This is a genomic window from cyanobacterium endosymbiont of Braarudosphaera bigelowii, assembly GCF_020885515.1.
GTDB lineage: Bacteria > Cyanobacteriota > Cyanobacteriia > Cyanobacteriales > Microcystaceae > Atelocyanobacterium > Atelocyanobacterium thalassa_A.
This window is the reverse complement of sequence record NZ_AP024987.1, coordinates 1,187,238-1,202,692: the sequence shown is the minus strand read 5'-3', so window position 1 is coordinate 1,202,692 and position 15,455 is coordinate 1,187,238. Positions and strand designations below refer to the sequence as shown.

The 15,455-nt window shown below is 31.2% G+C and carries 10 protein-coding genes; 6 read left to right on the top strand and 4 right to left on the bottom strand.

Annotation, left to right across the window (positions count from 1 at the left end):
• Nucleotides 1-196 precede the first annotated feature (196 nt).
• Nucleotides 197-2,437, bottom strand: a complete 2,241-nt coding sequence (psaA, locus tag LPC16_RS05005) for a photosystem I core protein PsaA (RefSeq protein WP_040054741.1) — start codon at nucleotides 2,435-2,437, stop codon at nucleotides 197-199.
• Between the two features lie 631 nt (nucleotides 2,438-3,068).
• On the opposite strand from psaA, the gene ruvA reads away from it, so the two are divergent.
• The gene (ruvA, locus tag LPC16_RS05000) at nucleotides 3,069-3,710 is read left to right on the top strand and encodes a Holliday junction branch migration protein RuvA (RefSeq protein ID WP_229637061.1); all 642 of its coding nucleotides are present in this window, start codon (nucleotides 3,069-3,071) and stop codon (nucleotides 3,708-3,710) included.
• A 76-nt stretch (nucleotides 3,711-3,786) separates the two neighbouring features.
• Here the strand turns inward: ruvA and LPC16_RS04995 are convergent, their stop codons facing one another.
• Complete coding sequence (locus LPC16_RS04995; protein ID WP_229637052.1) at nucleotides 3,787-6,891, bottom strand: alpha-mannosidase; 3,105 nt, start codon at nucleotides 6,889-6,891, stop codon at nucleotides 3,787-3,789.
• 290 nt (nucleotides 6,892-7,181) lie between these two features.
• Between LPC16_RS04995 and gloB the strand changes: the two genes are divergently transcribed.
• Together gloB and cobW are read left to right on the top strand one after the other, a co-directional pair.
• Nucleotides 7,182-7,958, top strand: a complete 777-nt coding sequence (gloB, locus tag LPC16_RS04990; protein ID WP_229637726.1) for a hydroxyacylglutathione hydrolase — start codon at nucleotides 7,182-7,184, stop codon at nucleotides 7,956-7,958.
• A 149-nt stretch (nucleotides 7,959-8,107) separates the two neighbouring features.
• Nucleotides 8,108-9,160 carry a cobalamin biosynthesis protein CobW gene (gene cobW / locus LPC16_RS04985; RefSeq protein ID WP_229637046.1) on the top strand — a complete coding sequence of 351 codons (1,053 nt, stop codon included), beginning with the start codon at nucleotides 8,108-8,110 and terminating at the stop codon, nucleotides 9,158-9,160.
• Between the two features lie 127 nt (nucleotides 9,161-9,287).
• Here cobW and mnmE read toward each other — a convergent pair whose 3' ends face one another.
• Nucleotides 9,288-10,661 (bottom strand): tRNA uridine-5-carboxymethylaminomethyl(34) synthesis GTPase MnmE, encoded by a 1,374-nt coding sequence (mnmE, locus tag LPC16_RS04980; protein ID WP_229637044.1) that lies wholly within the window; start codon nucleotides 10,659-10,661, stop codon nucleotides 9,288-9,290.
• 260 nt (nucleotides 10,662-10,921) lie between these two features.
• Here mnmE and LPC16_RS04975 point away from each other — a divergent pair, with 260 nt between their 5' ends.
• The 3 genes from LPC16_RS04975 to LPC16_RS04965 all read left to right on the top strand — a co-directional run bounded on the left by LPC16_RS04975 (nucleotide 10,922) and on the right by LPC16_RS04965 (nucleotide 12,974).
• Nucleotides 10,922-11,251 (top strand): hypothetical protein, encoded by a 330-nt coding sequence (locus LPC16_RS04975; RefSeq protein ID WP_040054746.1) that lies wholly within the window; start codon nucleotides 10,922-10,924, stop codon nucleotides 11,249-11,251.
• A gap of 344 nt (nucleotides 11,252-11,595) precedes the next feature.
• Nucleotides 11,596-12,381: a transporter substrate-binding domain-containing protein gene (locus tag LPC16_RS04970; protein WP_040054747.1), complete on the top strand. Its 786-nt coding sequence runs from the start codon at nucleotides 11,596-11,598 to the stop codon at nucleotides 12,379-12,381.
• Nucleotides 12,382-12,446: 65 nt separating this feature from the next.
• A complete protein-coding gene (locus tag LPC16_RS04965) occupies nucleotides 12,447-12,974 on the top strand; it encodes a tetratricopeptide repeat protein (RefSeq protein WP_229637042.1) in 528 nt (175 codons plus the stop codon).
• A gap of 376 nt (nucleotides 12,975-13,350) precedes the next feature.
• Here LPC16_RS04965 and ftsH2 read toward each other — a convergent pair whose 3' ends face one another.
• Complete coding sequence (gene ftsH2 / locus LPC16_RS04960; RefSeq protein WP_229637040.1) at nucleotides 13,351-15,237, bottom strand: ATP-dependent zinc metalloprotease FtsH2; 1,887 nt, start codon at nucleotides 15,235-15,237, stop codon at nucleotides 13,351-13,353.
• Nucleotides 15,238-15,455 lie beyond the last annotated feature (218 nt).

Here is a 15,455-nt window from a genome sequence, read left to right as displayed (position 1 = left end):
AAATTCTCCTCTCTAAAACAATGAGGCTGTTGCAAAAGTGCTATTTATTTTCCAAATGCCATTAGTTTTTATAACTAAAGACTTATTAGAAAAAGAACGATATAAATTGATCGTTTAGATTTTTCAAAATTGGGTAAAGGACAAATAGAAAAAAAATTACTAACTAATTTTATTTTCCTAATCCTTTTGCCACAAACTAAAGTGATAAGCTTCTTGCTAAGAAGAATGCCCAAGTAGTTACGATTCCACCTAATAGATAGTGGGTTACCCCAACAGCTCGTCCCTGAATGATACTTAAAGCACGAGGTTGAATAGAAGGTGCAACATTCAACTTGTTATGAGCCCAAACAATAGACTCTATAAGTTCTTGCCAATAACCACGTCCACTAAATAGGAACATTAAACTAAAAGCAAATACAAAGTGACCAGCTAAGAACATAATTCCGTATGCTGATAATTCAGAACCGTAAGAATTAATTACGTTAACTGATTGTGCCCAAAGGAAGTCTCTTAGCCAACCATTGATGGTAATAGCGCCTTGTGCAAAGTTACCTAAAGTAGTATGTGTAACATCTCCACTAGAAGATACCGTTCCCCAAACATCTGATTGCATTTTCCAAGAAAAATGAAAGATAACTACAGAGATAGAGTTATACATCCAAAACAATCCAAGGAATACATGATCCCAACCAGAAACTTGGCAAGTACCGCCTCGTCCAGGACCATCACAAGAGAATCTGAATCCTAGTTCATTCTTGTCTGGAATAAGACGAGAACTACGAGCATACAGTACACCTTTTAAAAGAATAAGAACAGTTACATGAATAGTAAAAGCATGAACATGATGAATCATGAAATCAGCTGTTCCTAAAGTAATAGGCATCATAGCAACTTTATCAGCAATTGCAATAGTATCACCACCGAAAGCATAGCTAGCAGTTGCTAGTGCATGAGGTGCTGTTCCACTAGGTGCTAGTGTGTGAATATTCTGCAACCATTGAGCAAAAATTGGCTGTAATTGAATAGCTGAATCTGAAAACATGTCTTGTGGACGTCCTAGTGCTCTCATAGTATCGTTGTGAACATAGAGTCCAAAACTATGAAAACCAAGAAACATACAAACCCAATTAAGATGGGAGATTATTGCGTCACGATGACGAATTACTCTATCCAAGAGGTTATCGACATTTTGGGCAGGATTGTAATCTCTTATCATAAAGATTGCACCATGCGCACCAGCACCAACTATTAAAAATCCACCAATCCACATATGATGGGTAAATAAAGATAGCTGAGTCGCATAATCAGTTGCCAAATAAGGGTAAGGAGGCATAGCATACATATGCTGAGCTATTATGATACTCAATGACCCTAACAGCGCTAAATTGACTGCTAACTGGGCATGCCATGAAGTAGTTAAAATTTCATATAAGCCTTTATGACCTTCTCCTGTAAGAGGACCTTGATGAGCATCAAGAAGCTCTTTCATCCCATGACCAATATTCCAGTTAGTTCTATAAACATGGCCGCCAATTATAAAAAGGACAGCAACTGCTAAATGGTGATGAGCTATATCAGTAAGCCACAAGCTTCCTGTCTGTGGATTTAGTCCACCATTAAAAGTTAAGAAATCTGAATATGCTCCCCAATTCAAAGTAAAGAAAGGAGTTACTCCGTTAGCAAAACTTGGATATAATTCGGCCATTTTGCTAGCATCGAAAAACTCATGAGGAAGAGGGATATCCTTGATAGCTACCCCAGCATCTAACAACTTATTAACTGGTAAAGAAACATGAATTAAATGACCTGCCCAAGAAAGGCAACCTAATCCTAATATTCCCGCTACATGATGATTAAGCATGGATTCCACGTTCTGAAACCATTCAAGCTTGGGAGCTTTTTTATGGTAATGGAACCATCCAGCAAACAACATTAAAGCAGCCATGACTAATGCACCAATGGCAGTAGCATAGAGTTGATAGCTATTAGTATAACCTGAGGATCTCCATAGATAGAACAGACCAGAGGTGATCTGAATACCATGAAAACCACCACCCATATCTCCGTTTAAAATTCCTTGGCCTACGACTGGCCAAACAACTTGAGCGCTAGGCTTGATAAGTGTTGGGTTAGTTAACCACGCTTCATAATTAGAAAATTTTGCGCCATGAAAAAACATGCCGCTCAGCCAAACAAAAATAACGGCTAGATGACCAAAGTGCGCACTGAAAATTTTCCGTGAAACATCTTCTAGATCATCTGTTTGACTATCAAAATCGTGTGCATTAGCATGGAGGTTCCAAATCCAAGTAGTAGTTTTGGGACCTCGAACCAAAGTGCGATCAAAATGTCCTGGCTCACCCCATTTTTCAAAAGAGGTGGGCACTGGATCGATATCTACTATAACCTTAGCTCTCGCCTCAGTACCTTTTGCCATGAGGGTTCTTCTCTCTCGACAATAAACTTTATAAACTTTAAGGTTTTTCTTTTGAGTGCAGCATCCATTGATGATAAAACAACTTGCTTTATCTACATGACCGCATTTTAGTATGCCTGTTTCAATTTAGTTCCAAGCAAAGCAATCAAAAGCATTCCATTCATCATAAATAATAAAGGTTAGATCTATGTTCTGAGAAAGAAGCTTAACAATTATTAAGATTAGGTTTACATTTATAGTGCCGCCTTTTTAGGTAAAGCTTCACTAAAGACATATCGAACTAAAAAAGAAGGTCTTCGATCAGCTTATAGAAAAATAAAAATCTTAAGCTTAGTTACTAAGTTTAAATATTCAGAAATCACTCTAATTTTCGACATAAATAAATTAACTTATATTTTTTAAAAATATAAGTTAATTTCAATAATTACTAATTGAAAGGAGTTCTAAGAAGAATAATTATTTTTTTAAAAAAATAGGCTTTAACTGTTTATTTTACTCCATAAAAATATCGTTTCAAATATCAAACTTCAGATATAGACAGAAGATTATTGTTAAAGTTATATTTTCTTTGATAATATCAAATTTAATAATTTTGTTGCAATTTTACTGTTAATCAATATATAAGGCGCTTGTGATTCACTATCTTAAGGGAAAATTTGTCGAGATTGTAAACAATACTAAAAATCGAATAATTTTAGTTATGGAAGTTAATCAAATAGGATATGAATTACAAATTACTTCCAAGCTAGCAAAAAAAATATCTGATAGGAAATCAGATCAAATTAAAGTTTTTATACACATGCAAATACGAGAAGATTGCCAGATTTTATATGGATTTATTGATAAGTTGGAACAAGAGATTTTTCGTCAGCTAGTAAATATTACTGGTATTGGGGCACAATTATCAATCACTTTGCTTAACACGTTAGGTTCAGAAGAGTTAATAAAAGCAGTTTGTTCAGGTGATATTAAAACATTATCTAAATCACCTGGAGTAGGTAAGAAGACAGCTGAAAGAATAATTTTAGAATTAAATAGTAAATTATTAAAATTAATGGAGTTATTTGAAATAAAAGCAGAATCATCTTTTTGTATTTCATATGAAGGTATGTTGGAAGATATTCAATTGACCTTATTATCTTTAGGTTACAGTCATAAAGAAGTTAATCTTGCAACTACTTATTTACAAAATAATAAATTCTTATTAAAAAAGATAGATATAGAAGAATTATTAAGGGTAGCAATTACTTGGTTGAGTAATAATAGTTATTAATATTTTAATTGATTAAAAAATCCTTATGTATAAGTTTTTTTACATTATTATATAAAAACAAAATATGTACTAAACTTTAATTACATAAATTTTTATCTATAAGCATAAAACTTATAATCTCCCAGGGCTTAACTAAGTATTTATTTTGATCAACTTCTTGTTCCAATAAATTAACTTTTTTGTCTAATCTTAACTCTAGATCACTTCTGAAATCTATATTCGTTTTTTCTCCCTCAGATTCGTAACACCTTAGTATATAATTATATTTCTTATCTTCTGAAGGTTTAAATGCAGACAGAATTAAGTTATCATTATTGATACTTATCCCTGAGAAAACAGGAGGTAACTTAGCTCTGCATTTATACTGACTGTTAATTCTAATGACTTGTAAAGGCATATTAAATTCATGTGCCTTATGAATAGTTTTTGCCTCTTTTGTAGTACCTTTATGGGGATAAATAGCATAACTAAACTGATGAATTCCTTTGTCACAATTCGAGTCAGGCCATCTGGGACTTTTTAATAAAGTTAATCTTAACAAGTCATTCCTGCTATCATAACCATATTTGCAATCATTTAGTAAGCTAACTCCGTAACTATTATTGTTGTCAGTAATATCAGCCCATCTCAAACTTGGAACTTCCCATTTTGATTTTTCATAACTTGTTTTAGACAGGTTTGTTCTTTTTATAGAACCAAAAGGAATTTCATAACTAGTATAATCACCTCTAATACTAAAATGAAAAGAAGCTTTAACTAATACATATGTTTCTTTCCAATCAACAGTAGTTTCAATCTCTAAGATAGAAGAATTTATCTGTAATATATAATCTTGAATAAATTGAGATTGTCCTATCTTTTTAATGACTCTTATTTTCCATTGAATAGGACCTTTTTCTAAAACCTCAATAAATTTCAATGTTGCATTAGGCAAAGGATATTTATTATATTCTGGATCAATATTCCAAGCATCCCAATACTGTCCTTTATCCTGAAAACTTTCTAATTGATTACCTTCTGTTTTTAGAACATTACAATGATTGACCTTATCATAGATTGTTGCAATATTCCCTGTTTCTCTACTAATTTCTACCATTAAGAAACTATTCTCTAAAGTAAAATTACAATCTTTTTCTTCTGTAACTTTTGTCTTGGTATATGTAACTTTATTAGAAGGAATTATCCAAAAGATTTTATATCCGATAGATGGAATATTATCAGCACAAAATAATAATTTATTACTATGTGACATTTGAATACACAATTTATTGTGGTTGAGATCAAAGACTTCATACTTATCACCTTGAGTATCAAGTTCAATGACCTCAGATCTTTCCCAGTTTAAATGGTTAAAAATAACAATGGGTTTGGCAAAAATATGTGGAGCTGGTGGATATTCTATATAAGATACGATCTTTCTAAGAGCTTTGTTTAGGACTTCTTCTGCGATTGACTTTGTTTTTTTCCATCCTTTGTTAGCTTCTATAAATACATCACTCGTAGAAGTTCCTGGCAATATATCATGAAACTGATTTAGTAAAGTTTGCTTCCATGCAGATTGTATACTGTTCCTAGTATTTTCACTAACAGATTTATTATCAATAATAGAACTGATAGATACCCAAAGTTCTGCTTTATATAATAATTCTTCGGTACGACGATTAAAATATTTTTGATCTGCATGAGTTGTATAACAACCTCGATGTAAATCCAAGTATAGTTCATCATCCCAAGTTGGAATATTAAGTTCATTTTTTATGATATTGAAAACTTTGTCTAAGTATTTTTTAGCAGTAGTAAAAGTAATATTAGGAAAAAAAGGAGATCTACTCCAGCGATTAACAACTTTTAGCATATCGCGCGTTGGTCCACCACCATGATCTCCTATCCCTGGAATCCAAAAAATTTCCTTTAGCTGAGTCTCTTTTTCCCATTGAACACTGTAATCTGTCATAGTTCCAGGCTTAGTATTTACTACACCTTCTGTATTTGGTGGAGACATTAATGTCAATATTTTGGTGCCATCAAGAGATTTCCACCAAAAAATACTATGAGGAAATTTTACAGAACGTCCCCAGTGTAACTTTCCGGTAACAAAATAATCTATTTCACTTAATTTAAATATTTGTGGCAACTGTAAACAAAAACCAAAACTATCTGGTAACCAAGCAACCTTGGTAGTTTCTCCAAATTTTTCTTTAATATACCTCTGCCCATATAATACTTGTCTTACAAGAGATTCTCCAGATACTAAATTGACTTCTGGTTCAATCCACATTCCTCCTAATACCTCCCATTTATTTTTCCTGGACTGTGTCATAATTTCTTGAAAAAGATCAGGCTGTTTTTTTTCGATCCATTCATAGAGAGCAGGAGAAGTATGACAAAATGTTAAATCTTTAAAATCATTCTGTAGGTTTATTACTGACTGGAAAGTTCGCTTTCCTATTTCCCAAGTTTCATTGATTGTCCATAACCAAGCCATATCGAGATGTGCATGTCCAAGGATATTAAAGTTACGTTTTTTAATATCATTACTTAACGACATTAGTTTCCAACGCATCTGATATATTTGATTATTGAAATGTTCAGAATTATTTATACTTGTCCAATCAAATCTATTAATTTGTTTCTCTAAAAAGTTAACCTTGTTAGGTTTAAACGTATATAAATACTTATAGAGTATATCTATTTCGTCAGCAAGAAATCCTGGATCAATTAAATGATGATTTTTTTCATAAATAAGTTGAGATTTCATTAACGCCCCAATATCATGGCTGGGACTAGTTAAACATAAAGAAACGACAATTTTTCGTTCCTTCTTAACTGAAGATGTTAGTAAAATTCTTGCTGAGGAATCAAATAAATCTCCTACTTGTACTAGTTTTTTATTAACAAATATTTGAACTTTCTCTGCCCACCAAGTTAATGATAACCTTAAAGAAAATCCTTTTAAACAGTATCCATTCAAAGATTCTTGAATAATAATTTCTTGTATTAACCACTTTGTTTGACTACCTGCATTCCAAGTTAAAAATTCTTTTTTATCTACTACCATCAAGTCTAAGTCAGTAAAATCAATTATATTTGTTTTTACTTCCTCTGAATTTGTAAACCAATTATTTTGGATATTAACAGTTGTAAGTTGACGAAGTTTTTGAGTAAATTCAGGGACTTTCATTTATAAAAGAATGTTTAAAAAATCTTAACTACTTAATATAAGCCAAATACTATCTCGGAATACTTTTATTTTTAGCTTCTAAAATAATTCTTGAAAAATATTTTTATTATGAACAAATAATTAAACCTTTTTCCATTTAATAAATAAAACTTATCTTTAATTCATTAAATGGAAGTATTACCTTAAATTTTTCGATTTTTATGACTAACTAGATAATTATCTAGTTTCTCGTATTATTTTCATTTTAAACAATGATCCTAATGTGTCAAACTTTAAGAATAAATATCATTATGTACATTAAGTGCTTGCCAGCTTTATCAGATAATTACATTTTTGTAGTGCAGAATTTTAAAGATAAAACCTCTGTTGTGATAGATCCAGCTAATTATCGCGTAGTTCTTGATTATTTAAAAAAATCAAGAACAAGATTAGTAGCAATTTTAAATACTCATCACCATCAAGACCACATAGGAGCAAACAAGAAGTTAATAGAACAATTTCCCTATGTTTCGATTTATGGAAGTGAACAAGATAAAGGACGAATTCCAGGTCAAAATCATTATTTGAGAGAGGGTGATCAATTCAATTTTGCTAACAAAAATGCTGAAATTTTTTTCATTCCTGGTCATACCAACGGTCATATTGCATATTACTTTCCCCCAAGCTCTCATCAAGAAACAGGAGAATTATTTTGTGGGGATACATTATTTGCAGGAGGATGTGGACGTTTATTTGAAGGAACTGCTGAACAAATGTATAACTCGCTAATAAAGCTAAGAACATTACCAAATAAAACTCGTATTTGGTGTTCTCATGAATATACAGTGAATAATCTTAAATTTGCTTTGACTATTGAGAAAGATAATCATAATTTACTTCTTCGTTATGATAAAGTAATTAATCTTCGTAAGAATAACCAAGCTACTATTCCATCTTTTTTACAAGAAGAGAAAGAAACTAATCCCTTCTTAAGATGTGATTATCCATCTTTACGAAAAATATTTAAAACCAATAACCCTATTGAAATATTTCAGAAAATCAGACAACTTAAAGATAATTTTAGTTAGATATATTTAGTATCAATAAGTCAAATAGTTAATTATGTTTAAAAAAACTTTTTATATTTAATTACTATTTACTTAAAAAGGGAATTAATAAAATTATTGAGGACATTATAAATTATACTAATTTACAAGAAACTTACTAATACTAATTTATGCATAAAATACCAGCTACAATAATAACGGGATTTCTTGGTTCTGGAAAAACTACTATAATTCGACATTTGTTACAAAATAATAAAAGACGTCGTATTGCTGTTTTAGTTAACGAGTTTGGAGAAGTAGGAGTTGATGGAGAAATATTAAAAGATTGTCAGATTTGTGAAGAAGGTGAAAATCCTGAGAATAATATTATAGAGCTTAAAAATGGATGTTTATGTTGTACAGTTCAAGAAGAGTTTTATCCTAGTATTGAAAAACTTTTAGAACGCCGAGATTCATTGGATTGTATTCTTATCGAGACTTCTGGTCTTGCGTTGCCCAAACCTTTGATTCAAGCTTTTAAATGGCCAGAGATTAGGAACAGTACTACAGTAGATGGTGTTGTAACTGTAGTAGATTGTGAAGCATTAACTTGTGGTAAATTTGTAAGTAATTTAAATTCTTTAACACTTCAAAGAGATGAAGACCATAACATAGAACATGAAACTCCTATTGAGGAATTATTTGAAGATCAACTAACCTGCGCAGATTTGGTTTTATTGACTAAATGTGATTTAGTAGATGAGAAAGAATTATCAATCATAAAAAATTGGCTATCAAGTAAGTTAAGAAATGGTGTAAAAATAATTGCATGCCATCAAGGAAAAATTAATATAGATATTCTATTGGGGTTCAATGCACATGTGGAAGAGAATTTAGAGAGTCGACCTACTCACCATGATAGTGAAGAGCATCATCATGATGATAATATTAATGCAATTACAATTATTACCTCTAAAGCGTATGAACCAAAAATATTAATTAATATTTTATCTAAATTAGTCGAAAATCATGAAATTTATCGTATTAAAGGATTTATCCATGTTGCCCATAAGCCTATGCGTTTAGTTCTACAAGGAGTAGGAAATCGTTTTAATACCTTTTATGATCGTTTTTGGAATTTTAACGAGCCAAAGGAAACTAAATTGGTGTTAATTGGAAATAAGTTAAGCAAGGAAAAAATAGAGAAAGAAATACAAAGTTTCAATTCTTTACAACAAAAATAGAAATTTGAAAGTGTACTAGTAATAATATCTTTTTGATGATTTTGAAATATGTATTATTTATTATCCTTATTTCTCATTTATTAATTTATTCTAATTAATATTTATAATTTTTTAGATAAGAATATATTTATTTACCAATACAGAAAGTACTAAATATTTTACTTAACAAACTTTCTGTTACATCATCTCCTGTAATTTCTCCTAATATTTTAATAGCAGATCGTAAATCAATTGTTATAAAATCTAATGGAAGTTCATCATTAATTGTCTTTACGATATCTTCGAAAGCCAATTTAACACGTATCAAAATTTCTAACTGTCTTTGATTAATGGTAAAGTCAATATTTTTTGCTATTAAACTTTTCTTATTAATAAAATTTAAAATAGCTTCTTCAATTAAATCAATTCCTGAATGTTTTATAGCAGAGATTTTAATGACTTCTTGAATTTTTGAAGGAATCATAGATAGATCAGGAGTAGCCAAGTCAATCTTGTTAACTATTAATATCATTGGAAGATGTTCTATCTTTTCATAAATTTCTATTTCGTTTTTAGTCCAACCTACTTTGGCATCAATCGTCAATAGGATGAGGTCAGCTTGACTTGCGGCAAGATGTGTTCGCTGAACACCAATTTTTTCTATTTGATCATCTGTACTTCTAATTCCAGCTGTATCTAATACCTTAACAGGTATATCTTTAATTATTAAGTTAGATTCTATTATGTCTCTAGTTGTTCCAGGTAAATCAGTTACAATAGCTCGATTAGTTCTACTCCAAGCATTCAAAAGACTTGACTTACCTACATTAGGACGACCTATGATAGCAACTTTAAGTCCACTTCGTAAAAGTTCTCCAGTGTTAGAAGTTGATAATAAATTTTCGACTCTATTTAAGAAATTATGTATTCTTTCTAAAATTAAAGTTTGACTTAATGGCAATAAATCTTCTTCGAAGTCTATTCTTGATTCAATTTCAGAAAGTAACTCTAAACAATCAAGACGTAATTTCTTAATAGGATCAGACAATTTTCCTTGTATTCCTGCCATTGCTATCTGAGAAGCTAAAGGTGATTTTGCTCCAACTAACTCTAAAATACTTTCAGCTTGAGTTAGATCAATTCTACCGTTAAGAAAGGCTCTTAGCGTGAATTCTCCAGGTTCCGCTAATATAGCTCCTTCTTCTAAGCATAACTGCAAAACCTGCTGAACTACTATTATTCCTCCATGACAATGAAATTCCACAACATTTTCACGCGTATAAGAACGAGGAGCTAGCATTAATATTAGTAAAGCTTCATCTATAACCTGTAGATTTTTTGGAGAAGAAATATAACCATAAAGAACTTTGTGGGATTCCCATTTCTGCTTTCCAGGAGCTGTAAATATTTTTTTTGCAATAGTATAGGCTTCATCTCCTGATAAACGGACTATACCAACACTTCCTTCTTCGGGGACTATCGCTGTTGCAATTCCTGCAATTGTGCTTCCTGATCTAATCATTTGAAATATTATTGACAATGTCTATAGTAGTTAGATTATAGAAAATTTATTTTCTAATTAATAGAAATTTTAAATTTCCTATTACAAACTTTTAAATAAAGTAATTATTTTAAGCTTTTTAATTTTTATAAAACGAGATTATTTGAGATATTTTTAACAATTACACATCGCCTAATAAGTTTTGTGTAGTGTCTTTTGACGATTTTAGATACTTATAAGTAGAATATGATGTGATAAATTGTTTTACTATAGTAGATTTTATGATGTCTAAATTAAGAACGGAAAAAATTGTTGACGTTCAACCGATGGGAGAATGTGGTACAAAAAAAAATAAATTAATTTCTATTGGTATTAGTCCTACTGGCTATATTTCTATTGGAATAGCACCTATGGGAATTATCGCTATAGGGATTGTCCCTATGGGACTTATTTCTTTTGGTACTGTAGCAATGGGTACAGTAGCTACAGGATTAGTAAGTATGGGAATTGCTTCTTTTGGTATAGAATCAATGTCTTTATTTGATTTAGAAAGATTACAATTTAGTTCTATGGAAATTAAATCAGAACTTCATCATTACACTGACAAATAATAAAGATAGTTAATTTTTTTGGCTTAGAATTTAGATTAAAGTTACTCGAGTAACAAGATTTTTGCACTAGAGAATAAATCTTGTTAATACCAATAGGTTAAAATCTTAAATACTTGCTTTTTATAGTAATGTTTAATTCTAAATTTATTGCTGACTATATTGGCTGATCTAGCTGAAAGTAAACTTTTTTATGGTTAAAATGAAGCTCTATCTTCTGTGCTAAAAAAATAATTATCTTAGATAATAGAAAAGTTGTAAAAAGTCATAATTTTTAGATAATCTATTTTTAGTTTAACAATGTCAATTTTTCAAAGTATGATTTATTCTTTTAAATCAAGACCTCAATGTTCAATTCTCTAAAAATTTACAGGCTATTTTTAACTTTTATTATTAGTTTTAGATTAGGTTTAAATTATAATATTGTTCATTCTGCTAGTTTAGAACAAATCAGAGAACGAGGAAAACTAATTGTTGCTGTAAAAGACAATACTCGTCCCTTAAGTTTTCTCAATCGTAGAAATCAGTTAGAAGGCTTAGAGATTGATTTAGCAAAACAATTGGCTGAAGATATTCTAGGTAATGCTGATTCAATAATCTTTAAAATTGTTGATAATCAAGAACGTTTACAAAAAGTTATCGATGGTGAAGTAGATATAGTAATTGCTAGAATGACGATTAATTCTTTTCGCTCTCGTTTAATTAATTTTAGCCCATATTACTATTTAGATAGCACAGGAATTATTACTAATAACCATCAAATAAAAAATTCATCTGATTTATTTAACTTAAAAGTAGCTGTAATTAATTATTCTGATACTATTTCTAGTATTCGTTCTAGTTTCCCAAAAATAAACTTAATCGGTGTTAATTCTTATAAAGAAGCTCTTAATTTAATGGAAAATGGAGAAGTAGATGCTTTCGCTTCAGATAATAGTATCTTAGCAGGATGGATTAAAGAATACCCACAATACCACAGATTATCGCTAAAGTTATCTACAAAAGGCTTAGGAGTCGCAATGCCTAAAGGCTTAAAGTCTTCTGATTTGCGAAATTTTATTAATCAATCAATCTATCGTTTAAAAATTTCTGGCTGGTTGAACCAACGAATTAAATATTGGGATCTTCCTTAGAAAAAAAACATCTTTCTAGTTGAAAAACAGTATAATTCAATAGTCATATTATAAGGATAAAAACAATGAATGAACTCCTACCAGCTATTTATTTGTCAGGCGTCGTCTTACTTTTAGGAACACTAGGATTTTTTGTGGTTTTACAAACTATACGAACTACTCGTACTGAAAAACAATTCTACAAGCTGCAGAAGAAGCTACAAAAAGAGAAAGGTTCAGCTCAAGAATATTATGAACTGGGAAGTTTATATCTCAATAAAAAACTATATATTCAGGCAACTAATTTATTTAATAAAGGACTTGAAATAGGTAAAAATTTAGAGCCAGAGAATCAAGCTTTAATATACAATGCTCTAGGCTTTTGTTATTTATCTCAAGAACAAATAGATTTAGCAATTCGTAATTATAAGGATGCAATTAAACTTCATCCTCAATACATAATTGCGCTTAATAATTTAGCTAACGCTTATGAAAAGAAACAAATGACAGAAAAAGCTCTTGAAACATATAGAAAGACTTTGGAGAATGATTTAGATAATAAAGTTGCTAAACGTAGAGTTAAAATATTAAACAAACGCTTAGCAATATCTTAAAAATGAACACTAGATATATTTAGCATATAGTCATTAAATTTTTCATATCAAGCTTTAAATAAATTAGTTTTTATCAAAACAAGTAGTCCTATATTTTATCATTATGTCAATCTAACTTTGAGATAAGTTTTCGACTAAACAATTATTGACACTTATAAAAGAAAAGTATTTTTTAACAATCTTCATCGATAAAAAGTTATTTTTATTTTTTTGTGGGAATACTTATATTCACAATATTATTTATTAAAATTAAGTTCAAACTGAATGGACTTATTTGTTCTTATTCGTATATTTAAAATACTTTAGATTAAAAAAATCAATAAAAAAGACGCAGTTATGCGTCCATACTACATATAGTAAATATTTTTTAATTAAATTATAACTGTGATATGAATTGTTCTTTTTCAGGTATGTATGTATATTCAGCCACAATTTGTCGAAGTTCTTCGCCATCAATGGTCTCTTTCTCGATTAGTAATTCTACAAGACGATCAATTACCTCGCGATTATCTCTAATAAGTTGTTTAGCTATTTGATGACTTTGTTTTGCTAAGGTACGTACTTGATTATCAATTTTCATAGCAACTTCCTCAGAATATTCAACTCGATTCATTAACCCTCCTCCCAGAAAAACTTCACTAGAAGAGTTTTCTAGTGATAAAGGTCCTAAATCACTCATTCCAAAACGAGTTACCATCTGACGAGCAACATCCGAAACCTGCTGTAGATCACTCCCAGCACCAGTCGTAACTTCGTCATAGCCAAAGACTTCTTCTTCAGCTGCTCGTCCTCCTAGAGCACCTGCTATACGAGCTATTAATTGTGTCTTGGTTATTAACCCTTGTTCTTCATTAGGAGTAAACCATGTTAATCCACGTGCTTGACCACGAGGAATCAGGGTAACTTTTTGTACTGGATCATGATCTTTAATCAAGGTTCCAACAATGGCATGACCAACTTCATGATAAGCAATTAGACGCTTGCTCTTACTATCAATTAATGGAGTTCCCTCCATACCAGCAACAATACGATCAATCGAATCATCTATTTCTAAGATTGTTATAGCCTCTTTACGGCGGCGAGCTGTAAGGATTGCAGCTTCATTTAATAAATTAGCCAGATCCGCTCCACTAAAGCCAGGAGTCCTACGTGCAACAGATTTAAGAGAAACATCATGAGCTAATTTTTTATTACGAGCATGAACTTCTAGAATTTCAACTCTACCTTTAAAGTCAGGTGCATCAACCATAACTTGTCTATCAAAACGTCCAGGTCTCATTAAAGCAGAATCTAAAACATCCGGACGGTTAGTGGCAGCAATAATAATTATTCCTGTATTACCTTCGAAACCATCCATTTCTGTTAATAGTTGATTAAGGGTTTGTTCTCTTTCATCGTTTCCGCCGCCAATTCCAGCGCCTCTTTGACGACCAACAGCATCTATTTCATCAATAAATATTAGACAAGGAGCACTTTCCTTGGCTTTTTTAAATAAATCACGAACACGAGAAGCACCAACACCTACAAACATTTCTACAAATTCAGAGCCAGAAATACTAAAGAAAGGGACTCCTGCTTCTCCAGCAATAGCCTTAGCCAAAAGAGTTTTTCCAGTTCCTGGAGGGCCTACTAACAATACTCCTTTAGGAATTTTTGCTCCTATAGCAGTGAAACGTTCTGGTTCTTTGAGGAAAGTGACAACCTCTTGCAACTCTTCTTTCGCTTCATCAATACCAGCTACATCATGGAACATGATGCCTGTTTTTGCTTCCATTTGAAAACGAGCTTTGGATTTTCCAAAACTCATTGCTTGCCCAGGTCCTCCTGGCAAATTACTGGAACGACGAAAAAGAAAAAATAGAGATCCAATAAGTAAAATAGGGAATAACAAATTTCCTAAGAATCCCCATAACGCTCCTTCATTACGGATAGGATGGGATTCTATATTTACATTAGACGAACGTATTTTTGCTATTAAGTCAGGAGAGTATATTGGTAAATCTACTCGTGATTGTTGTATTTGATCTTCTAATTCAGGATTTGCTATTTGTACAATAGCTGTACGTCCACCTTCATAAAGATCTACACCTACAACACGATTCGTGTCTAAATATTCTAAAAAACGCCCGTAAGTTATACGTTTGTTGGCCGTACTATTTCCTAGTTGCTCTGAGGCAGGAGGGAATTGACCTTGCCAAATAAAAAAGCAAACTATTAGAAGTGGTAAAGTCCAGAGTAATAGAGTTCTCCAAGATATTTTCATAAGTTAAGGTTTCTCGTTGTTATCAAGACTTGATTTAGCGATGTATGTATTCTTGTCAAGAAGTTGCGATCAGTATCGACAATATGCTCAAGAAATAACTCTAAGCTTAATTAAATTTAACGTAACCTTTAGATTGCTTGCAACCCTTCAAAATTTAGTCATTTATCTAAGGATATATCAATACTAGTATATGTTCGAATATTATTATGCAATGGCCC

Coding starts and splice junctions, on each gene's coding strand:
- psaA (WP_040054741.1), bottom strand. CDS start 2,437: ATGGCAAAAGGTACTGAGGCGAGAGCTAAGGTTATAGTAGATATCGAT.
- LPC16_RS04995 (WP_229637052.1), bottom strand. CDS start 6,891: ATGAAAGTCCCTGAATTTACTCAAAAACTTCGTCAACTTACAACTGTT.
- gloB (WP_229637726.1), top strand. CDS start 7,182: ATGTACATTAAGTGCTTGCCAGCTTTATCAGATAATTACATTTTTGTA.
- cobW (WP_229637046.1), top strand. CDS start 8,108: ATGCATAAAATACCAGCTACAATAATAACGGGATTTCTTGGTTCTGGA.
- mnmE (WP_229637044.1), bottom strand. CDS start 10,661: ATGATTAGATCAGGAAGCACAATTGCAGGAATTGCAACAGCGATAGTC.
- LPC16_RS04975 (WP_040054746.1), top strand. CDS start 10,922: ATGATGTCTAAATTAAGAACGGAAAAAATTGTTGACGTTCAACCGATG.
- LPC16_RS04970 (WP_040054747.1), top strand. CDS start 11,596: ATGTTCAATTCTCTAAAAATTTACAGGCTATTTTTAACTTTTATTATT.
- LPC16_RS04965 (WP_229637042.1), top strand. CDS start 12,447: ATGAATGAACTCCTACCAGCTATTTATTTGTCAGGCGTCGTCTTACTT.
- ftsH2 (WP_229637040.1), bottom strand. CDS start 15,237: ATGAAAATATCTTGGAGAACTCTATTACTCTGGACTTTACCACTTCTA.